This window comes from Trujillonella humicola, from assembly GCF_046233715.1.
Classification (GTDB): Bacteria; Actinomycetota; Actinomycetes; order Mycobacteriales; family Geodermatophilaceae; genus Trujillonella; species Trujillonella humicola.
This window is the reverse complement of record NZ_JBJNRJ010000054.1, coordinates 1-20171: the sequence shown is the minus strand read 5'-3', so window position 1 is coordinate 20171 and position 20171 is coordinate 1. Positions and strand designations below refer to the sequence as shown.

21 protein-coding genes are annotated in these 20171 nt (G+C 72.8%); 16 read left to right on the top strand and 5 right to left on the bottom strand.

Annotated features, from left to right (window positions below; genetic code table 11):
• The first annotated feature begins 1 nt into the window (after nt 1).
• The 16 genes from ACK586_RS20645 to ACK586_RS20570 all read left to right on the top strand — a co-directional run bounded on the left by ACK586_RS20645 (nt 2) and on the right by ACK586_RS20570 (nt 15802).
• The gene (locus ACK586_RS20645; RefSeq protein WP_409332391.1) at nt 2-1204 is read left to right on the top strand and encodes an ABC transporter substrate-binding protein; all 1203 of its coding nucleotides are present in this window, start codon (nt 2-4) and stop codon (nt 1202-1204) included.
• A 66-nt stretch (nt 1205-1270) separates the two neighbouring features.
• A complete protein-coding gene (locus tag ACK586_RS20640; protein WP_409332390.1) occupies nt 1271-2161 on the top strand; it encodes a branched-chain amino acid ABC transporter permease in 891 nt (296 codons plus the stop codon).
• Nucleotides 2158-3114 carry a branched-chain amino acid ABC transporter permease gene (locus ACK586_RS20635; RefSeq protein WP_409332389.1) on the top strand — a complete coding sequence of 319 codons (957 nt, stop codon included), beginning with the start codon at nt 2158-2160 and terminating at the stop codon, nt 3112-3114. Before ACK586_RS20640 ends, ACK586_RS20635 begins: the two co-directional genes overlap by 4 nt.
• The gene (locus tag ACK586_RS20630) at nt 3111-3914 is read left to right on the top strand and encodes an ABC transporter ATP-binding protein (protein ID WP_409332388.1); all 804 of its coding nucleotides are present in this window, start codon (nt 3111-3113) and stop codon (nt 3912-3914) included. Before ACK586_RS20635 ends, ACK586_RS20630 begins: the two co-directional genes overlap by 4 nt.
• Nucleotides 3898-4614 (top strand): ABC transporter ATP-binding protein, encoded by a 717-nt coding sequence (locus tag ACK586_RS20625; protein WP_409332387.1) that lies wholly within the window; start codon nt 3898-3900, stop codon nt 4612-4614. The genes ACK586_RS20630 and ACK586_RS20625 overlap by 17 nt, the downstream gene beginning before the upstream one ends.
• Nucleotides 4615-4743: 129 nt before the next feature.
• Nucleotides 4744-6396 carry an AMP-binding protein gene (locus ACK586_RS20620; RefSeq protein WP_409332386.1) on the top strand — a complete coding sequence of 551 codons (1653 nt, stop codon included), beginning with the start codon at nt 4744-4746 and terminating at the stop codon, nt 6394-6396.
• Nucleotides 6397-6406: 10 nt separating this feature from the next.
• Entirely contained in the window at nt 6407-7573 is a 1167-nt protein-coding gene (locus ACK586_RS20615; protein ID WP_409332385.1) for an acyl-CoA dehydrogenase family protein, read from the top strand.
• A gap of 15 nt (nt 7574-7588) precedes the next feature.
• On the top strand, nt 7589-8524 hold the full coding sequence (locus tag ACK586_RS20610; RefSeq protein ID WP_409332384.1) for an HpcH/HpaI aldolase/citrate lyase family protein: 936 nt from the start codon (nt 7589-7591) through the stop codon (nt 8522-8524).
• Nucleotides 8525-8526: 2 nt separating this feature from the next.
• Nucleotides 8527-9054 (top strand): MaoC family dehydratase, encoded by a 528-nt coding sequence (locus tag ACK586_RS20605; protein WP_409332383.1) that lies wholly within the window; start codon nt 8527-8529, stop codon nt 9052-9054.
• The gene (locus ACK586_RS20600) at nt 9051-10514 is read left to right on the top strand and encodes an aldehyde dehydrogenase family protein (protein ID WP_409332382.1); all 1464 of its coding nucleotides are present in this window, start codon (nt 9051-9053) and stop codon (nt 10512-10514) included. Before ACK586_RS20605 ends, ACK586_RS20600 begins: the two co-directional genes overlap by 4 nt.
• A 44-nt stretch (nt 10515-10558) precedes the next feature.
• Entirely contained in the window at nt 10559-11788 is a 1230-nt protein-coding gene (locus ACK586_RS20595) for a CaiB/BaiF CoA transferase family protein (protein ID WP_409332381.1), read from the top strand.
• Nucleotides 11785-12570, top strand: a complete 786-nt coding sequence (locus tag ACK586_RS20590) for an SDR family NAD(P)-dependent oxidoreductase (protein WP_409332380.1) — start codon at nt 11785-11787, stop codon at nt 12568-12570. The genes ACK586_RS20595 and ACK586_RS20590 overlap by 4 nt, the downstream gene beginning before the upstream one ends.
• Nucleotides 12571-12583: 13 nt before the next feature.
• The gene (locus ACK586_RS20585) at nt 12584-13411 is read left to right on the top strand and encodes an amidohydrolase family protein (RefSeq protein ID WP_409332379.1); all 828 of its coding nucleotides are present in this window, start codon (nt 12584-12586) and stop codon (nt 13409-13411) included.
• Nucleotides 13408-14190, top strand: a complete 783-nt coding sequence (locus ACK586_RS20580) for an enoyl-CoA hydratase/isomerase family protein (RefSeq protein WP_409332378.1) — start codon at nt 13408-13410, stop codon at nt 14188-14190. Before ACK586_RS20585 ends, ACK586_RS20580 begins: the two co-directional genes overlap by 4 nt.
• Complete coding sequence (locus tag ACK586_RS20575; protein WP_409332377.1) at nt 14190-14948, top strand: enoyl-CoA hydratase/isomerase family protein; 759 nt, start codon at nt 14190-14192, stop codon at nt 14946-14948. Before ACK586_RS20580 ends, ACK586_RS20575 begins: the two co-directional genes overlap by 1 nt.
• Nucleotides 14945-15802: a mycofactocin-coupled SDR family oxidoreductase gene (locus tag ACK586_RS20570; protein ID WP_409332376.1), complete on the top strand. Its 858-nt coding sequence runs from the start codon at nt 14945-14947 to the stop codon at nt 15800-15802. Before ACK586_RS20575 ends, ACK586_RS20570 begins: the two co-directional genes overlap by 4 nt.
• Nucleotides 15803-15941: 139 nt before the next feature.
• Here the strand turns inward: ACK586_RS20570 and ACK586_RS20565 are convergent, their stop codons facing one another.
• The 5 genes from ACK586_RS20565 to ACK586_RS20545 are packed head-to-tail and all read right to left on the bottom strand — an operon-like array spanning nt 15942 to nt 20067.
• Complete coding sequence (locus ACK586_RS20565) at nt 15942-16715, bottom strand: FadR/GntR family transcriptional regulator (protein ID WP_409332375.1); 774 nt, start codon at nt 16713-16715, stop codon at nt 15942-15944.
• A 31-nt stretch (nt 16716-16746) separates the two neighbouring features.
• Complete coding sequence (locus ACK586_RS20560) at nt 16747-17142, bottom strand: cupin domain-containing protein (RefSeq protein ID WP_409332374.1); 396 nt, start codon at nt 17140-17142, stop codon at nt 16747-16749.
• On the bottom strand, nt 17139-18398 hold the full coding sequence (locus ACK586_RS20555; protein WP_409332373.1) for a M24 family metallopeptidase: 1260 nt from the start codon (nt 18396-18398) through the stop codon (nt 17139-17141). The genes ACK586_RS20560 and ACK586_RS20555 overlap by 4 nt, the downstream gene beginning before the upstream one ends.
• Before the next feature lie 41 nt (nt 18399-18439).
• Nucleotides 18440-19273: a mycofactocin-coupled SDR family oxidoreductase gene (locus ACK586_RS20550; RefSeq protein ID WP_409332372.1), complete on the bottom strand. Its 834-nt coding sequence runs from the start codon at nt 19271-19273 to the stop codon at nt 18440-18442.
• Nucleotides 19274-19326: 53 nt separating this feature from the next.
• Nucleotides 19327-20067 (bottom strand): ABC transporter ATP-binding protein, encoded by a 741-nt coding sequence (locus ACK586_RS20545; RefSeq protein ID WP_409332371.1) that lies wholly within the window; start codon nt 20065-20067, stop codon nt 19327-19329.
• Nucleotides 20068-20171: the final 104 nt, after the last annotated feature.

Below are 20171 nucleotides of genomic sequence, written 5' to 3'. Positions count from 1 at the left end.
CATGAACAGCGGTTCCCCGTTCGCCCGGCGCCGGGCCCTCAGCGGCGCCGGCGCGCTGGTGCTGGCCGTCGGCCTCGCCGCCTGCAGCTCGCCCGGCGACGCCACGTCCGGCGGCGGTGGCGGTGGCGGCGGCGGTGGCGGGGAGGGGCTCCCGGACACCATCAAGATCATGAACATCCGGGCGCTCACGGGTCCGGTCTCCTTCGCCGGGCTCGCCGCGCAGGAGGGCATCGACCTCGCCCTGGCCGAGATCGAGGAGGAGGGGATCCTCGGCGACAGCACCATCGAGCTGGACACGCGCGACAGCGCCGCCAGCGCCCAGGAGGCGGCGAGCTTCGCCAGCCAGGCCGCGGCCGACCCGTCCTTCACCGCCATCATCGGTCCCGAGGCCAGCGCCCAGGCCACCGCCGTCTCGCCGATCGCGCAGGGTGCCGGCGTCCCCGTGGTGTACCTGCAGGCCGGCAGCGAGGGTGTCCTCACCGGCGACTTCACCTTCCGCATGACGCCGCCGGCCGAGTCCTACTTCGACATCGTCGGCGACTACCTGGAGCAGCAGGAGGTCGCCACCGCCTACGTGCTGGTCAACACCGGCAACCCGACCCTGGTGCAGCTGGGTGAGGACGTCACCGAGCTGGGCGAGGCGCACGGCTTCGAGGTCGTCGGCAACTCCGGCGTGGAGACCACCGCCCAGGACTTCACCACCCAGGCGTCGCAGATCGCGAACGCGGCACCCGACGCCGCCTTCCTCATGGTCCAGGGCCCGCAGGCGCCGGTCGCCGTCACGCAGCTGCGCCAGGCGGGGTTCGAGGGCGAGATCATCGGGATGAGCGCCATGGGTGCCGGCAACCTCGAGTCCGCGGGACGGACGGCGGAGGGTGCGGTCTGGCCGACCAACTTCAACGCCGGGCAGGACGCCGAGAGCTCGCAGGCGTTCGTCGAGGCGTTCCGCGCGGAGTACGGCGAGGAGCCGACCAACTACTCGGCCGAGGGCTACGACGCCATGTGGTTCCTGGCCCGTGCGATCGCCGAGGCCGACAGCGCCGACCGCGGCGCCGTCCAGCAGGCGCTGGCCGACCTGGCCGCCGAGGGCTTCGACGGCGCCCAGGGGCCGATCACCTTCGACGGCAACGACGCCCGCGTCCCCGGCACGCTCGTCCGCTGGGACGGCACGGCCGAGGTCCCGTTCCAGCTCGGCGAGAACTGACCGAGGTCGGAGGCCGGTGCCGGTCGGGAAACCCGGCCGGCACCGGCACCACCGCTAGGAGCTGACATGGCGCAGGACGTCCTCAACGCCCTCACTCTGGGCTCGCTCTACCTGCTCTTCGCGCTCGGCATGAGCCTGGCCTGGGGCACCATCGGCATCCTGAACTTCGCCCACGGGTCGATCTTCATGTTCGCCGCCTTCACCGCCCACCTCGTCGTCCGGGAGGTGGCGCTGCCCATCCCGGCGATGATCGCGCTCGGCTTCCTCGTCGGAGGCGCGCTGTCGGTGCTGCTGCAGGTGCTGGCCTTCGAGCCCATCCAGCGGCGCGCGACCGATCACCGCAAGGCCGAGCTGCAGATCCTCGTCGGCGGTATCGGCATCGCGATCATCCCGCTGGCCATCGCCCAGCACATCACCAAGAGCGTCCCGTTCGGCTACTCGGCCGGCACCTTCTCGGTGAGCACCTACGACCTCGGCTTCGTCCGGGTCTCGAACATCCAGCTGATCATCCTCGTGGCCGCCCTCGGCCTCTCGGCGCTGATCGGCTGGTGGCTCCGGGCCGCCCGCCCGGGGCTGGCGCTGCGGGCCATCGGGGTGGACTCCGAGGTGGCCACCATGATGGGCGTCGACCGGCGGCGCCTGGCTCTGCTCACCATGGCCGTGGCCGGCGGGCTGGCCGGCCTGGCCGGCGTCCTGCTGACCTACTACCTGGGCTCGATCGCGCCGGAGACCGGGGACGCGTTCCTGCTCAAGGCCTTCGCCGCGATCATCCTGGGCGGCGTCGGCAGCATCGCCGGCGTCGTCGTCGGCGCCATGGTCCTGGCCGGCATCGAGACCGTCGTCCTCGTGACCACCGACGGTTCCTGGACGCCCGCGATCGCCTTCGGGCTGATCTTCCTCATGCTGCTCGTCCGGCCGAACGGGCTCTTCGGCCGTCAGGAGGTCCGACGCACGTGAGCACCTGGTGGCTCTCCAACCAGATCCTGATCCAGTCGACGTTCATCAGCCTGCTGCTCGCCCTGTCCATCCAGGTCCCGCTGCGCGCCGGGGTCTTCTCCTTCGCCGGCGTGGGCAGCTACGCCATCGGGGCCTACACGGCGGCGATCCTCACCATCCGCTACCAGGTCCCCGGCATCGTCGCGATCGGCGCGGGCGTGGTCCTCGCGGCGGCGGTCGGCTACCTGCTGGCCCTGCTCGTGGCCCGGCTGTCGGGCCTCTACCTGGGCATGGCGACGATCTCCTTCGCCCTGTTCCTGGGCGTGCTGGCCACCAACGGCGGTGACCTCACCGGCGGGGCGACCGGCCTCTACGGCGCGATCAGCACCGTCACCACCGAGCACGTGATCGCGGTGGCCGTCATCGTGATGGTGCTGCTGGCCGCCAGCGAGCGCGGCGCCTTCGGCCGCAAGGTCGACGCGGTCCGCGAGGACCCGCAGCTGGCGGTCTCCCTCGGCGTGAACGTCATCCGCGTGCGGCGGACGGTCTTCGTGGTCAGCGGCGCCCTCGGCGCCTGCGCCGGAGGGATGAACAGCCTGCTGCGGACGACGGTCTCGCCGGAGACGATCGGGTTCCACCTGGTCGTCACCGCGCTGACGATGATCATCGTGGGCGGCGCACTGTCCTGGGCCGGGGCGGCGATCGGTGCGCTGATCTTCACCTGGCTGCCGACCGTGCTGCACGCCGTGGGCGAGTGGCAGCTGCTGGTCTACGGCCTGCTCGTCGCCGTCGCCGCCGTGTACGTGCCCAACGGCCTGCTCGGCCTGCTGCAGAGCGGCTGGCGCCGGCTGCGGCGCGGCTCCCGGCGGGTGCCGGCCGAGGGCGCCGGGACCCCGGCCGCGGGGACGCCGGCCGACGACCCCGAGCAGGAACTGGCCGCGCTGGGCGGCCCGACGACGGAGGTCCGACCGTGACCGCGACCGACGACAGGTCCGTGCCCGCACCGGCCGGGCGGACGGCGGTGCTCCAGACCGTCGACGTGGCCGTGCACTACGGCGGCATCAAGGCCGTCGACGGCATCGACCTCACGCTGGAGACCGGCCGGATCCTCGGGATCCTGGGTCCCAACGGCTCGGGCAAGAGCACCCTGCTCGGTGCGGTCACCCGGCTGGTGCCCCTCACCCGCGGGCGGGTGCTGCTCGACGGCGAGGACTACTCGCGCACCCCGCCGGCGCGGCTGGCCCACCGCGGCATCGCCCGGACCTTCCAGACCGTGCGCCTGCTGACGGACCTGACCGTGCTGGAGAACATCCAGCTGGGAGCTGACCTGCGGCTGGACCGCGCCGCCCGGTGGCGCGAGCTGGTGCGGCGCAGCGTGCCCGACGCGGTCGCGGAGGCGATCGCGCGGACCGGTGTCGGGGACGTGCTCGACCTGCGGCCGGGTGAGCTCTCCTACGGCACCTCCCGCCGGGTCGAGATCGCGCGGGCGCTGGCCTCGCGGCCCCGGGTGCTCATGCTCGACGAGCCGACCGCCGGGATGAACCAGCCGGAGCGGGTCGAGGTCGCCGCCCTGCTGCGCAGGCTGCGCGACGAGGGGCTGACCCAGCTCCTCGTCGAGCACGACGTCCAGATGATGGTCGACACCTGCGACCGGTTGCTGGCGATGAACCAGGGGCGGCACGTCGCCGAGGGAGCTCCCGGCGACGTCGTGCGCGACCCCGCGGTGCAGGAGGCCTACCTGGGGAAGAGGTGGAACCGTGCTGGAGATCGATGACCTCCACGTCCGTTACGCGACCGCGGAGGCGGTGCGGGGAGTGTCGGTCGGGGCCACGCCCGGCCGGATCACCCTCGTGCTCGGGGCGAACGGCGCCGGCAAGTCCAGCACCCTGCGTGCGGCGGCCGGCCTGGTGAGACCGCACTCGGGGCGGGTGACCCTCGAGGGCCGCGACGTCACCGGCCTGGCCCCCCACAAGATCGTGCGGCACGGCATGGTGCTGGTCCCCGAGGGGCGCCGGGTGTTCGCCCCGCTCACCGTGGAGGAGAACCTGGTCCTCGGCGGGTACACGGCCTCGCGGTCCGCGGCCGACGCGGTGCTGGCCGAGGTGTTCGAGATGTTCCCGATCCTCGAGCAGCGGCGCGCCGGTCAGGCGGGGCTGCTCTCCGGCGGGGAGCAGCAGATGCTGGCCTTCGGCCGGGCGCTGATGTCCTCGCCGCGGGCGGTGATGCTCGACGAGCCCTCGATGGGGCTGGCGCCGACGATGGTCGAGTCGGTGCTGGGTGCCGTGCGCCGCATGGCCGACTCCGGGATCGCCGTGCTGCTCGTGGAGCAGAACGCCGACATGGGCCTGGAGATCGCCGACGACGTCGTGGCCATGGCGCGCGGGGAGGTCGTCTTCAGCGGTCCGGCGGAGCAGGCCCGCTCCAACGCCTCGGTGCTGCGTGCCTTCCTCGGCGAGGCCGCGCTCGTCGACTGAGCGCGCCGGTCCGGGGCGGTCGGGGAGGCGCCGGCCGCCCCGCGAGGGGGAGCCGCCCGGTACTGGTCAGACAAACACTAATCATGATTAGCTATTGACGACACGGACGACGACGGCGGCAGGGGAGAGATGCGGACCTACACCGACCTGGTGCCGACCTTCGCGGACCAGGACGACTGGACCCTCGCGACGGTGCTGCGCTCCCACGCGGAGCGGCGGCCGGACGCGGTGTTCCTCGACCTCCCCGAGGAGGGCCTCACCTTCACCTACGCCGAGTCCCTGGCGCAGGCGGAGTCGGTCGCCGACCGGCTGGCCGAGGCCGGTGCCGTCGCCGGGGACCGCGTGCTGGTGATGGCGGCCAACTCGTCGCAGTTCCTGCGGACGTGGCTCGGGACCGGCGTCGGCGGCACGATCGAGGTGCCGATCAACACCGCCTACGAGGGCGTGTTCCTCGAGCACCAGATGACCGTCGCGGCTCCGCGCTGGGCCGTCATCGACGACGTCCAGGCGGCGAAGTTCCTCGCGGTGGCCGACTCGGCGAGGGTGATCGAGAAGTTCTGGGTGGTCGACGGCGGCAGCCGCGACGAGGCGCTCGAGCTGCTGCGGGGTGCCGGCTGGCAGGCCGCCCCGTGGGAGGAGCTGGCGCAGGGGGCCCGTGCGGGCGCGGAGTTCGGCACCCCGCCGCCGCACGCGCAGGCTTCCATCTTCTTCACCTCCGGCACGACCGGCCCGTCCAAGGGCGTGGCCATGCCGCACGCGCAGATGTACTTCTTCGGCCAGGAGGTCGTCTGCCTGCAGCGGCTGACCGCCGACGACGTCTACTTCACCTGCACGCCGCTGTTCCACGGCAACGCCCAGTTCATGGCGGCCTACCCGGCGCTGATCGCCGGTGCCCGGCTGGTGTGCCGGCCCAAGTTCAGCGCCAGCCGCTGGGTGGAGCACCTGCGGGTGTCCGGGGTGACGGCGACCAACCTCATCGGCGTGATGATGGACTTCATCTGGAAGCAGCCGGCGAAGCCCGACGACGCCGACAACGCGCTGCGCACCGTCTTCGCCGCGCCGACGGCGAGCTCCATCGTCGAGGAGTTCAAGGCGCGCTTCGGCATCGAGGCGTTCACCGAGGTCTTCGGGCTGACCGAGACGAGTGCGCCGATCCTCTCGCCCTACGGGGAGGACCGCCCGGCCGGCGCGGCGGGCCTGCAGGCCGCCGACTGGTTCGACGTCCGGCTGGTCGACCCCGAGACCGACCGCGAGGTGCCGGTCGGCGAGGTCGGCGAGCTCGTCGTCCGCCCGAAGCAGCCCTGGACCTGCTCGATGGGCTACTTCGGCATGCCGGAGAAGACCGCCGAGGCGTGGCGCAACCTGTGGTTCCACACCGGGGACGCGCTGCGCAAGGACGCCGACGGCTGGTTCTACTTCGTCGACCGCTACAAGGACGCGCTGCGCCGCCGCGGCGAGAACATCAGCTCCTACGAGGTCGAGCAGGGGCTCCTGTCGCACCCGGCCGTCCTCGAGGTCGCCGTCATCGCCGTCCCGGCCGACTCCGAGGCCGGCGAGGACGAGGTGATGGCCTACGTCGTCGCCTCGGCGCCGGTCGAGGCCGCCGAGCTGTGGCAGTGGTGCGAGGGGCGGATCCCGGCCTTCGCCACCCCGCGCTTCATCCGCCTGGTCGACGCGCTGCCCAAGACGCCGTCGGAGAAGGTGCAGAAGGCGCAGCTGCGCGAGCAGGGCATCACCCCCGACACCCACGACCGGCTGGCCACCGTGGCCACCGCCCGCTGAGGACCGCGACATGGACTACACCGAGGACCCGGTCCACCGGGACATCCGGGAGGCCGTCCGGGCCATGTGCAAGGACTTCCCGGACGAGTACTGGATGCAGCACGACGACTCCCACGAGTTCCCGTGGGAGTTCTACGCGGCGGTGCAGAAGGCCGGCTGGCTGGGCCTGACCATCCCCGAGGAGTACGGCGGCGGCGGGCTCGGGGTCACCGAGGCCGCGATCGTCGAGCAGGAGATCGCCGCCTCCGGCGCGGGCATGAACGGCTGCAGCGCCGTGCACATCGGCATCTTCGGCTTCCACCCGATCATCGAGCACGGCTCGGAGGACCTGAAGCGGCGGTTCCTGCCCGAGGCGGCCAGCGGCGACCTGCACGTGTCCTTCGCCGTCACCGAGCCCGACGCCGGCACCGACACCACGAACATCTCCACCTTCGCCCGCAAGGTCGACGGCGGGTACCTCGTCTCGGGCAAGAAGGTGTGGATCACCAAGGCGCAGGAGGCGCAGCGGATGCTGCTGCTGGTCCGCACCGAGCCGCGCGAGCCCGGCGCCAAGCGGACGGCGGGCATGACGCTGATGTTCGCGCCCATCGACCGTGACAAGGTGCAGATCCGGCCGATCCCGAAGATGGGCCGCAACGCCGTCGACACCGACGAGCTGTTCATCGACGACCTCTTCGTGGCCGACGAGGACGTCGTGGGGGAGCCCGGCCACGGCTTCCGCACCATCCTCGGGGGGCTCAACGCCGAGCGGGTGATCAGCGCCAACGCCGCACTCGGCATCGGCAAGGCGGCCCTGCGCCGCGGCACCGAGTACGCCAAGCAGCGCGAGGTGTTCGGCCGGCCGATCGGGCAGAACCAGGGCATCGCCTTCCAGCTCGCCGAGGCGCAGATCCGGCTCGACGCCGCCGAGCAGGTCGTGCAGAAGGCGGCGTGGCTGGTCGACCGCGGGCTCCCGTGCGGTCGGGAGGCCAACGCCGCCAAGTGGCTGTGCGCCGAGGCCGGCTTCTACGCCGCGGACGTCGCCCTGCAGGTGCACGGCGGCTTCGGCTTCGGCCGGGAGTTCCACGTCGAGCGGTACTTCCGCGAGGCCCGGCTCATGCGGATCGCCCCGATCAGCCAGGAGATGGTCCTCAACTACACCGCCGAGCACGTGCTCGGCCTGCCGCGCAGCTACTGATCGGGGAGTGCGCCGATGGTCCCGTACCGCTCCATCCTCTTCGTCCCCGGGCACAAGCCCCAGTGGATCGACAAGGCGCTGGCCGCCGGCGCCGACTGCGTCGTCCTCGACCTCGAGGACTCCGTGCCCGCCGAGCTCAAGCTGGGGGCGCGGCAGACGGTCGCCGAGTCGATCACCGCCGTCCGCCGCCGCGACCAGCGGGCGGGGCTGTTCGTGCGGGTCAACCCGCTGGACACCCGGCTGACCGGTGGTGACCTCGAGGCCGTCGTCGTCCCCGGCCTCACCGGGGTGTTCGCACCGAAGATCAGCACGGCCACCGACGTGCTCCGCTACGACGCGCTGCTGGACCACTTCGAGGAGCGCAGCGGGGTCTCCGGCCTGGAGTACATCGTCCCGGTCGAGATGATCGGCGCGATCCAGAACGCCCGGGAGATCGCCCTGGCGTCCCCGCGGGTCGGCGCGATGATCGGCCCGACCGCCGAGCACGCCGACATCGCCCGTGCGGTCGGCTACCGGTGGACGCCGGAGGGCGAGGAGACGCTCTACCTGCGCAGCCGGATCCTGCTGGCCTGCCGGGAGGCGGGCATCCACCCGCTCACCGGGCTGTGGGAGCGGCTGGACGACCTCACCGGGCTCAAGACGTTCGCGGAGAAGGGCCGCCAGCTCGGCTTCCGCGGGATGATCGCCATCCACCCCTCGCACGTCGCCACGGTCAACGAGGCATTCTCGCCGACCGCCGAGGAGATCGACTTCCACGAGGGGCTGGTCCGCGCCTACCGCGACGCCGCGGCGGCCGGTCACGGCGCCGTCCGCTACCGCGGCGTGCACATCGACAAGGCCCACGCCGACACGGCGCAGGAGTGGCTGGCCCACGCCCGCGCCACCCCCGGCGGCGGCCGGCCGGACCCGGCCGCCGCGCTCGGCATCGACGCACCGGAAGGGGGTCACTGAGCATGCGGGGTCTGTACTTCGAGGAGTTCGAGGTCGGGCGGGTCTACCGGCACCCGTTCACCCGGACCGTCACCGAGTCCGACAACGTGCTGTTCACGTCGCTGACGATGAACACCCAGCCGCTGCACCTGGACCACGAGTTCGCCAAGGGGACCATCCACGGGCGGCCGCTGTTCAACAGCCTCTTCACCCTCGCCCTGGTCGGTGGCTTCCACGTGCTGGAGCTGACGTTCGGCACGACACTGGGCAACCTGGGCTACGACTCGGTGAAGTTCCCGAACCCGGTCTTCCACGGGGACACGCTCCGTGGGGAGACGACGATCCTGGACAAGCGCGAGAGCAAGAGCCGCAGCGACAGCGGGATCGTCTGGTTCGAGCACCGCGGTTACAACCAGCACGACCAGCTGATCATGGTGTGCACCCGCGTCGGCCTCATGGCGAAGTCGCCGGAGCACGGCGGGAGCAACCCAGTGATCACGGGTGACCAGCCCGCGGACCCGGTCATCACCGGCGAGGAGGCACGAGCATGAACGACGAGCTGCGCAGCTGGGTCCCGACGACGCGGGACCTGCTGATCGACGGCCGGCTGGTGCCGGGAGAGGGCCCCGCGATCGACGGCCTCAACCCGGCCACCGAGCAGGTGCACGCCACGGTGGCCACGGCGAGCATCGAGCAGGTGGACCGGGCCGTCGCCGCTGCCCGGAAGGCCTTCCCGGCCTGGGCCGCCGCCTCCCCGCAGGAGCGCAGCGCCGCCATCCACCGGCTGGCCGACACCTTCGAGCGGCACACCGAGCGGCTGACCGCCTCGATCGTCAACGAGGTCGGCACGCCGGCCGCGTTCGCCGAGGTGATGCAGGTCAAGCTCGGCATCACCCACCTGCGCTGGATGGCCGAGGCCGCGCTGGTCGACCGGACCGTGCAGCTGGGGGAGTGGCACGACCCGGTGCTGAGCTACTCCGAGGTCGCCTACCGGCCGGCCGGCGTGGTGGCCTGCATCACCGGCTACAACTACCCGATCAACCTGGCCGTCTTCAAGTTCGGCGCCGCGCTGGCCGCCGGCTGCACGACGGTCCTGCTGCCCTCCCCGCGCACCCCGCTGACCACGCTGTGGATGGGGGAGCTCTTCGAGGAGGCCGGCATCCCGGCCGGCGTCATCAACGTCGTCATCGGCGACGGGCCCTCGGTGGGCCAGCACCTCACCACCCACCCCTGGGTGGACCGGGTCTCCTTCACCGGCTCCGACGCCGTGGGCGCGGCGATCATGGAGCAGGCCGCCCGCGGGCTGAAGGGCGTCACGCTCGAGCTCGGCGGGAAGTCGCCGAACATCTTGCTGCCGGGCATCGACGCCGCCGGGCTGGCCAAGGACATCCACCTGCGGTGGGCGCGCAACGGCGGGCAGGGCTGCGCCGCGTTGGCCCGCATGCTGGTGCACGAGAGCCTCGTCGACGAGTTCCTCGGCGCCTCCAAGGAGGCGTTCACCGCGCTGAAGGTCGGCGATCCATGGGACCGCAGCGTCAACATCGGCCCGATGATCCGCGAGGACCACCGGCAGCGGGTGCAGTCGTTCATCGACAACGGCCTCGCCGACGGCGGGCACATCGCCCTGTCGCTGGACACCCCGGTGCCCGACACCGGCTACTTCATCAACCCCGTCGTCTTCACCGGCCTGTCCCACGACAACCGGCTGGTGCAGAACGAGGTGTTCGGCCCGGTCGGCGTCGTCGTCCCCTTCTCCACCGAGGAGGAGGCGATCCGGCTGGCCAACGACACCGCCTACGGGCTGGCCGCCAACATCTACACGCCGGACGTCCAGCACGGCCGGGCGCTGGCCGCGCAGCTGCGCTCGGGCACCGTCTGGGTCAACGGCGGCGGCAACATGCGCCCCGACGCGCCGTTCGGCGGCTTCGGCCTGTCCGGCGTCGGCCGGGAGATCGGCGAGTGGGGCATCCGCGAGTACCTCGAGCCGCAGCACGTGCAGTGGCGGCCATGACGTCCGCGGGCAGTACGGACCACCAGAGCACCCGAGGGGGAGCCATGACCGGCAGCACACAGGGGGCCCCGCCGCTGGCGGGGGTCACGGTCCTGGAGCTGGGCACGATGTACGCGGCGCCGACCGCCGGCCGGATGCTGCGCGACTTCGGCGCCCGGGTGGTCAAGGTCGAGGATCCGCGCTCGGGCGACTTCGCCCGCCAGTGGACGCCGCAGCACGAGGGCATGTCGATCGGCTTCGCCCGGCTGAACTCCGGCAAGGAGTCCGTCGGTATCGACCTGCGCCGCGCCGAGGGCCGCGACCTGGTCCGCCGGCTGGCCGCGAAGGTCGACGTCGTCGTCGAGTCCTTCCGCCCGGGCCGGCTCGAGGACTGGGGCCTGGGCTACGACGTCCTGTCGGCGGAGAACCCCGGCCTGGTGCTCACCCGGGTCTCCGGATTCGGGCAGACCGGCCCCTACCGGGAGCGGCCCGGCTTCGGCACCGTCGCGGAGACCGCCAGCGGGTACGCGTTCGTCAACGGCTGGCCGGACTCGCCGCCGACCTCGCCGCCCTTCGGCTTCGCCGACTCCATCGCGGGCCTGTCGGCGGCCTTCGGGACGACGACGGCGCTGTTCAACCGCACCCGTACCGGCCGCGGCGACGTCGTCGACGTGGCGCTGTACGAGCCGCTGATGTTCATCCTCGGCGACCTCGTCCTGAACTACACCGCCAGCGGCTTCGTCCAGCAGCGGGTGGGCAACGGCTCCGGCTCGGCGTCCCCCCGCGGCATCTACCAGGCCGGGGACGGGCAGTGGCTGTCGATCGCGGCGTCGAACCAGACCATCGCGATGCGGCTGTTCGACGCGATGGGCCGCCCGGACCTCAAGACCGACGAGCGCTACGCCACGAACGTGGCGCGGATGGCGAACAACGACGAGCTGCAGGAGATCGTCAAGGCGTGGGTCGGGCAGCGCCCGCGGGACGTGGTGCTCGCCGACCTCGACGAGCACGAGGTGGTGGCCGCCCCGGTGAACGACGCCCGGGACATCACCGAGGACCCGCACTTCCTCGACCGCACGCTCGTGCCGCTGACCAACACGGTGCTGGGCAACGTGCTGGTGCCCGGCCCGGTGCTGCACATGGGCAGCTACGACGGCCCGCTCTACGACGGCGTGCCGACCGTCGGGGAGCACACCGAGGCGGGCCTGACGGGGCTGCTGGGCATGAGCTCCGAGGAGCTCGACGCGCTCGGCGCCGCCGACGTCGTCGGCCCGACGCCGGTCCGGGCGGCGTGAGCGGGGGAGGGGCCGCCCCGGCGCAACGGCCCGGTCCTGCCGTCGACCTCTCCGGCAAGGTCGCCCTCGTCACCGGCGGCAGCCGCGGCCTGGGCCGGGAGATGGTGCTCGGCCTGGCCGCGGCCGGCGCCGACGTGGTGATCGCGAGCCGCGACCTGGGCAGCTGCGAGCAGACCGCCGCCGAGGTGCGGGAGCAGACCGGGCGACGCGCACTGCCGGTGGCCGCGCACGTGGGCCGGTGGGACGCCCTCGACGAGCTGGTCGAGGCCGCCTACGGCGAGTTCGGCCGGGTCGACGTCCTGGTCAACAACGCCGGGATGTCGCCGGTCTACGACTCGATCGCCGACGTCAGCGAGACGCTGTTCGACAAGGTGCTCGGGGTCAACCTCAAGGGCCCGTTCCGGCTGGCCGCGCTGATCGGCACCCGGATGGCCGCCGGCGAGGGCGGCTCGATCGTCAACATCAGCAGCACCGGCGCGGTGCGACCGCGGGCCGACATCGTGCCCTACGCCGCGGCCAAGGCGGGGCTCAACGCGGTGACCGTCGGGCTGGCGCACGCCTTCGGGCCGTCGGTCCGGGTCAACGCGATCATGTGCGGCACCTTCTTCACCGACGTGAGCGCGGCCTGGGACATGGAGGCGTTCGCCAAGCGGTCCGCGACGTTCGCCATGAAGCGCGGTGGCGAGCCGCACGAGGTGGTCGGCGCCGCGCTGTACCTGGCCAGTGACTGGTCGTCCTTCACCACCGGCGCGGTGCTCACCGTCGACGGTGGCCAGCCCTGAACGGAGCGAGCCCGTGATCATCGACGTGCACTGCCACGCCTGGCCCGACGCGATCGCCGAGCGTGCGCTCGGTCCCCGCGTGCCCCAGCTCCCGCGGGTGGGTGACGGCAAGATCTCCAACCTGCCCGGCGTCCTGGCCGCCTCCGGCGTGGACCGCGGGGTGCTGCTGGGCATCGCCGACACCGCGAAGTACGTCGACGGCACCAACCGGTTCGTCGGCCGCAGCCGCGGCGGGTCGCTGTTCGGCTTCGGCACCATCCACCCCGACCTGCCGGTCGAGGAGAACGTCGCCAGCCTGCGCCGCAACGACATCCGCGGGGTCAAGCTGCACTCGCTGTTCCAGGGCTTCGCCTACGACGACCGCCGGGTGTGGGACGTTCTCGAGGCCCTGTCGGCCGACGGGATCGCCGTCATCGCGCACGTCGGGGCCGGCGGGGACCGGGAGAGCAACGAGCGGGCGACGCCGGGGATGATCCGCGACATCGTCCGGCAGTTCCCCGACCTGAAGATGATCGCCTGCCACTTCGGCGGCTACCACAAGCTCGAGGAGGCCGAGGCCGACCTGCTCGGGGAGAACGTCCACCTGGAGACGTCGTGGCCGCCCTCGCTGGCCACGCTCGCGCCGGAGAAGGTCCGCGAGATCATCGGCAAGCACGGCGCGGACCGGATCGTGTTCGGCTCCGACTGGCCGATGGCCGACCCGGCGAAGGAGATCGCCGCGATCAAGGGCCTCGGGCTCTCCGACGAGGTGACCGAGGGCATCCTCGGTGGCAACTTCGCCCGGCTGATGGGCATCGACCCCGAGGCGCCGGCTCCCGGCCCGGTGGAGGAGGCGAAGTGAGCGGCGCAGCCGGGACGGACGTCCTGGTCGAGCAGCGCGGCGACGCCACCTGGATCACCCTGAACCGGCCCGACCGGCGCAACGCCTACGACCCGCCGATGGCCGAGGCGGTCGTGGAGGCGCTGGAGGGCAGCACGAGCAGCCGCGCCGTCGTCATCACCGGCGTGCCCGGCAGCTTCTGCGCCGGCGGCGCGCTGACCAACCTGGCCGAGCCGGACGTGACGAGCATGCGGGGGCTCTACCGCGGCTCGCTGCGGCTGTTCGACGCGATCCGCACCCACCCGCGCCCGGTCATCGCGGCGGTCAACGGTCCGGCGGCCGGCGGCGGCAACGAGCTCGTCATCGCCTGCGACCTCGCGATCGCCGCCGAGTCGGCCACCTTCGGCCAGACCGGTCCGCGCGTCGGCAGCGCCCCGGTCACCGGCGCCACGAACGTGCTGGGCATCCAGATCGGCGAGAAGCGCGCCAAGGAGATGGCGTTCCTCTGCCGCCGCTACAGCTCCGCCCAGGCGCTGGAGCTCGGGCTGGTCAACAGCGTCGTCCCCGACGACGAGCTGGTCGCCGCGGTGGACGCGATGGTGGAGGAGATCGCCAAGCTCTCGCCGCGCTACCTCGAGATCGCGAAGGTGAGCTCGAACGTGTGGTGGAACGCCGCCCGCGACTCCTTCACCACCGGTCTCGGCATGCTCGTGCAGGCGATCGGCAGCGCGGACATGACCGAGGGCGCGCGGGCCTTCCTCGAGAAGCGCCGCCCGGAGTTCCCGGCGCCCGACGCCTGATGGCGCGGCTGCGCCGCAGCGAGCCCGCCCCCGGCGTGGCGCTGCTGACCATCGCCCGGCCGGAGAAGCTCAACGCGATGGACGAGGAGTTCTTCGCCGACCTCACCGCGACCATGCGGTCGCTGGGGCACGACGACGGCGTCCGCGCCGCGGTGCTGACGGGGGAGGGGCGCGCGTTCTCCGCCGGCGGTGACGTGGCGACCTTCCTCGACCTCGACGGCGACGTCGGGCGGGTGCGCCCGCACCTGGGCCGGGTGCTCGACGCCTTCACCTCGGTGGAGCGGTGCGCGGTCCCGGTCGTCGGCGCGGTCAACGGCATCGCGTTCGGCGGCGGCACCGAGCTTGCGCTGGCCTGCGACGTCGTCCTCGCCGCGGAGTCGGCCCGGTTCGCGTTCAAGGAGCCGACCATGGGGCTGATGCCCACGTACGGCATCGTGCGCGGGCCGGAGGTGATGGGCCGCCCCTGGACCCGGTACCTCGCGCTGACCGGTCGGGAGATCTCCGCGGCGCAGGCCGAGCGGGCCGGGCTGGTGCAGGAGGTGCACCCCGACGGCGCCCTGCTCGACGCCGCGGTCGGGCTGGCCGCCGACATGGCCGCGCGGCCGGGGCTCGCGGTCCAGGTGGCCAAGGCGTTCGTCAACCGCGACGCCGTCGGCGGCACCGCCGAGTCGCTGGAGGCCACCGCCCTGCTGTTCGCGACCACCGAGCACCGTGCGGCCGCCCGTGCGTTCGACGCCGCGAGAGGGGCCCGGGCGTGACGCGTCTGCAGGGCAAGGTCGTGCTGGTCACCGGCGCGGCTCGCGGCCAGGGCCGGGCGCACGCGGTGGCGTTCGCCCGCGAGGGGGCCGACGTCGTCGCGGTCGACGTCGCCGGGCCGGTCGAGACGGTGCCCTACGAGACCGCGCGCGCCGCCGATCTGGCGGAGACGGCGGCGCAGGTGGAGGCGCTCGACCGGCGGGTCGTGGCCCGCACCGCCGACGTCCGGGACGGGGACGCGCTGCGCGCCGCGGTCGCCGACGGGCTGGCCGAGCTCGGCCGGATCGACGTCCTCGTGGCCAACGCCGGCGTCTTCTCGCAGGCGCCGTTCTGGGAGCTGACCGAGCAGCAGTTCCGCGCGGTGCTCGACGTCAACCTGCTGGGCGTCTGGCGCTCGATGAGCGCGGTCGCGCCGCACATGATCGAGCGGGGCAGCGGGTCGATGGTGCTCGTCTCCTCGGTCAACGGCCTGCGCGGCAACGCCGGGGCCGCGCACTACGCGGCGAGCAAGCACGGGGTGCTCGGCCTCATGAAGAGCGCCGCGCTGGAGCTCGGCCCGCACGGCGTCCGGGTCAACGCGATCTGCCCCGGGCTGGTCGACACGCCCATGACCAACTGGCCCGGGCTCTACGACAAAATGGCCGGCCGCCCGGGTGGCACGCGGGCGGACTTCGAGTCCTCCGCGCTGCACTACGGGATCCTCGGCGGGCAGGGCGCGCTGGGCCCGGAGGCGATCGCCGATGCCGCCGTGTGGCTGGCCTCCGACGGCGCGTACGGCGTCACCGGCCAGGCGTTCCCGATCGACGCCGGTCACCTGGCGATGCCGGGGTTCAACCCGTCCCCGGTCCGGCCCTGACCCCGGGCGGTGCCGCGGCACTGCCGCCGTGTGGTTCCGGCAGCCGCGGTGCAACCCGGCACCACGGCCGTACGGCGGCACTGCCGCGGTGCGGCGGCCGTCCCTGTGCAGGGCGCACCGGACGTCCGGGCCCCCCGCCTCATCTCCAGGCGACCGGCTGGTGGAGGGAGGGAAGCCGGTTCCCGAGCTGCTGCGCGAGGCGACGCTGGAGGCCCTCGGCGAGCTGCTCGGCATGCGCGGACCGACCGGCCAGCACCGCGGCGACGAGGGCCTCGGCGGTCCGGAGCCAGGGGGCGCGCTCGTCCACCGGCAGGAGACACCTACCGAGCCGGTCGACGACCAGCTGGGCGAGCGAGTCGACCAGGAGAGCGACCAGAGGGTTGCCCGCCGCGCGGCTCAGGGCACCGTGCAGCTGCTCGGCCGCGTGGCGGAACGCTGCGTCGTCCTCGACCGGCACACCGGCCAGGCGGACCCCGAGCGCCGCGAGCCGTCGGCTGCCCCGCCGCTGCGCGGCGAGGCGCACGACCACGGGGCCCAGGGTGGTCCAGGCGACCACCACCTCGGTCAGGTCGACGTGCCCGAGCTGCAGGAACAGGCTGGTCATCCGGGCGAAGCCCGCGCTGCCCGACCCCAGCACCACCGGACCGCCCTGGGGGCCACGGCGCATCGCGATGACCCCGAGGACCTCCAGGACGCTGAGCGCCTCGCGGACGGACGCCCGCCCCACGCCGAAGCGCTCGATGAGGGCCGCTTCGTGGGGGAGCTCGGTCCGGTGCTCGAGGGCGCCGGCGGCGATGTCGCGGACCAGGGCGTGCGCGACCTGGTCCGACACCTTCCCGCGGGCGGCGTCCGGGGCGCGGGGCGGGGAGGGCTCGCGGCGGTCACCGCCGTGCGGAGGCCCCGGCTGCGACACCGCCGGGGCCTTCGCACGGGTCAGCGACCCATCAGACCGCGCCATCCACCGTCACGACGAGCACGTCCTCGTCGGACACCACGCGGCTGCGGTGCCCCGGACCGGTGACGTCCTCGAAGCGGACGATGTCCCCGGCCGCGAGGACCACGCTCGAGCCGTCGCTGGTCGTGACCTCGAACCGCCCGGTCAGGAAGAGCATCCACGTCGTCCCCGGGGCGTTGTGGAAGTCGTTCGCGAAACCCGCGGGGAAGCGGAACACGGTGCCGGGCCCGGCGCCGAGCCCGCCCGCGTACACCCGAGCGGCGCCGGTGAGACCCGGTACGGGCGGGAGCGCCAGGGTGTCCGTGGCCACCGTGGACTCACCACCCTCGGGTCCGAGGACGACGTGCACCGGGACGGCGGTGGTGACCGCCTCGGCCGTGCTCACCGGGGCCCCAGCAGCTGGAGCGGCACCGAGTAGGTGTTCTCCGGGCCGTCCGCGCCGACGATGTACACGTTCTCCATGTGGCAGGGGCCGAGTTCTCCGCCGAAGTAGAGGCAGTCGAGGCTCAGCACCATGTTCTCCTCGATCTCGAAACCTGCCGCCCCCGCACGTCCCTGGGCGGGGTAGTCGAAGGGGAACTCCAGGGTCTGGTGGCCGATACCGTGCGCCAGGACCAGCAGCTTGTCGGGGACCGGGATGCCGGCCTGGACCAGCCGCTCGTGGGCGATCCGCGGGAGGTCCCCGGTGTGGTTCCCGGGACGCAGCGCGGCGACCATCTGCTCGAAGGCCTCGCGGAGCGTGTCGTGGAGGTGCTGGTACTCGTCGGTGGGTTGCCCGATGACCGCCGTGCGGTTGATGTCGATCCAGACGTCCTCGCACACGCCCTGGGTCTCGAGGATCACGACCTGCCCGGCGTCCAGCGGGCGGTCGCTGCGGGTGCGGAACAGCTCGGGGAGGAACGCACCCTGGAACGTGCCGCCGAACATCATGGCGCCCTCGTCCACCGGTGTGGCGTCCATGCGGATCATCGTCTGCGCGACGGCGTACTGGACCTCGTCCCACCGGACGCCCGGCTGCAGGGCGTCGGCCGCCGCCAGCAGGGACGCGTCGGCCACCTTCCCGACCCGTCGGAAGGTCTCCAGTTCCGATGGGGTCTTGACCATCCGGGACCGGATCGTCGTCTCGAGCGCGTCCACGCCCTCGAACCGGACCCCGCCCGCGGCCAGGCGCTGCATCACCCGGAGGTCGTCGAAGCCGATCCGGCCGCCGGTCAGCCCGTGGTCGGTCAGCGTGGCCCGGATCGACGACAGGATGTCCGGCTCGCACGCGCCGCGGACGCGCTCCCCGTACAGGCGGACCGACTCCTTGCCGATCGTGCTCGCCGCCGCCGCCGGGTCCTCGGACCGCATCACCTCGCAGAAGTTGATCATGTCGAAGACGCGGACCTCGCCGGCCCGGTCCGGCCGACCTGCCTCCTCCTGGAGCATGAGGAGAGCCAGGTTGGCCTCGGGGATGGCCAGGACGACCGGCTTGTCGGGATCGACCGGCACGATCGCCGCGGACAGCGGCTCCTGGAGCTGCCACTTCTCGAGGATGGAGGTGTAGCCCGCCGCGTAGAGCACGTTGTGAGGAGTGGTCAGGACGACGGCGTCGAGTCCTTGCTCGGCCATGAGGGCCCGGAGTCGCGCGATTCTCTGCACTGTTCTCTCCTGTCTCGGTCAGGGGTTGAGGACGTCGGGTGTCACTTGGCGGCCGCTCCGGCGTCGACGTTCAGCACCGAGCCGGTCACGTAGCGGGCCTCGTCGGAGGCGAGGTACACGACCGCGTTGCTGATGTCGCGGGCGTCGAGGAAGGGGACGGGGAGCGCGTTGAGCGAGGCGAACGCATCCACCACGTCGGCCTGCTGCGGGTGCTCCACGTCCGGGGCGAACAGCTTGTAGGTCGCCTCGTTCTGGATCATCGGCGTGTCGACCGAGTTGGGGCTGATGCAGTTCGCGCGGATGAACTCGGGCGCGAACTCGTTGGCGAAGACCCTGGTGAGCCCGATGACCGCGTGCTTGGTGGCGGCGTAGTGCGCGGTGTTCGGCACGCCCTTGTGGCCGGCCAGCGAGCTGATCAGGACGATCGATCCGCCGTTGCCGCCCCGCCGGATCGCGGGGAGCGCGGCCTTCACCGTCTTCCAGACGCCGGTCAGGTTGACGTCGATGACGTCCTGCCACTGCTGCTCGTCGATCTCCAGGGTGCTGCCGAGCGAGAAGATGCCGGCGTTGGCGACGACGACGTCGAGGTGGCCCAGCTCGGCGACCCCGGCCTCCACCGCGGCGGTGAGCGAGGCGGTGTCGCGGACGTCGCCCTGGCGCACGACGCAGCGCCGGTCCAGCGCCTCGACCATCCGCGCGGTCTCCTCCAGGTCCGCGGTCGTCGGGAAGTCGTAGGCGGTGATGGAGTCGATCGGTGCGCAGAGGTCGACGCCGATGATGTCGGCGCCCTCCTCGGCCATGCGCAGGGCGTGCGAGCGTCCCTGGCCGCGGGCTGCACCGGTGATGAACGCGACCTTGCCGTCCAGGCGGGCCATGTCAGTTCCTCTCTCTGTGGTGGATCGGGACCGGCTCGTGGGAGCCGCGACGTTCAGGCGGCGTCGCCCAGGTAGGCGGCGCGGACGACCGGGTCCGCCATGACCGCCTGCGGCGGGCCCAAGGCGATGCGCCGGCCGCGCTCGAGCACGAGCAGGGTGGTGGCGGTGTCCATCAGCAGCGGCACGTCGTGCTCGACGATGAGGACGGCGGCGCCGTGCTCCGCGGCCTGACGGGTGATCAGGCCCGCCCGGTCCCGGGCTTCGGCGCGGGAGAGCCCGGCGAACGGCTCGTCCAGGAGGACCACGGACGGCCGGCCGGCGAAGACCTTGGCCAGCTCGACCCGCTTCACGGTGCCCAGGGGGAGGTCGGTGACGGACAGGTCGGCCGCCGCCTCCAGGCCGAACGCGCCGAGCAGCCGGTCGACCTCCGCCTGGCGCCGTCGCACGGCGGCGCGACGGGGGAACGGTGACCGCACCCGCTCGAGCGCCTCCAGGGTCCCGAGCACGTTCTCGCGGGCGGACAGCCCGGGCGCCAGTCCCACGGTCTGGAAGCTGCGCGACAGGCCCGCGTGGGCGCGGCGGTGCGGCGCCCACGCGGTGACGTCCTGACCGCCGAGCCACACGGACCCACTGCGGGGCCGGGTCACCCCCGTGATGACGTCGACCATCGTGGTCTTCCCGGCGCCGTTGGGCCCGATGACGCCGAGCACCTCCCCGGCGTGCAGCGGGAAGGCCAGCCCGTCGACCGCCGTGAGGCCGCCGAAGCGGACCACGACGTCCCTGACCTCCAGCACGGGGCCGCTGATGGCTCTACCTTCCCTTCGCACGGTGGATCCCGGCAGGGAGCGCTTGCGTCGCTTGTCCCGCGAGGACTGAGGTGAGACGGCGCCCCTGCCGG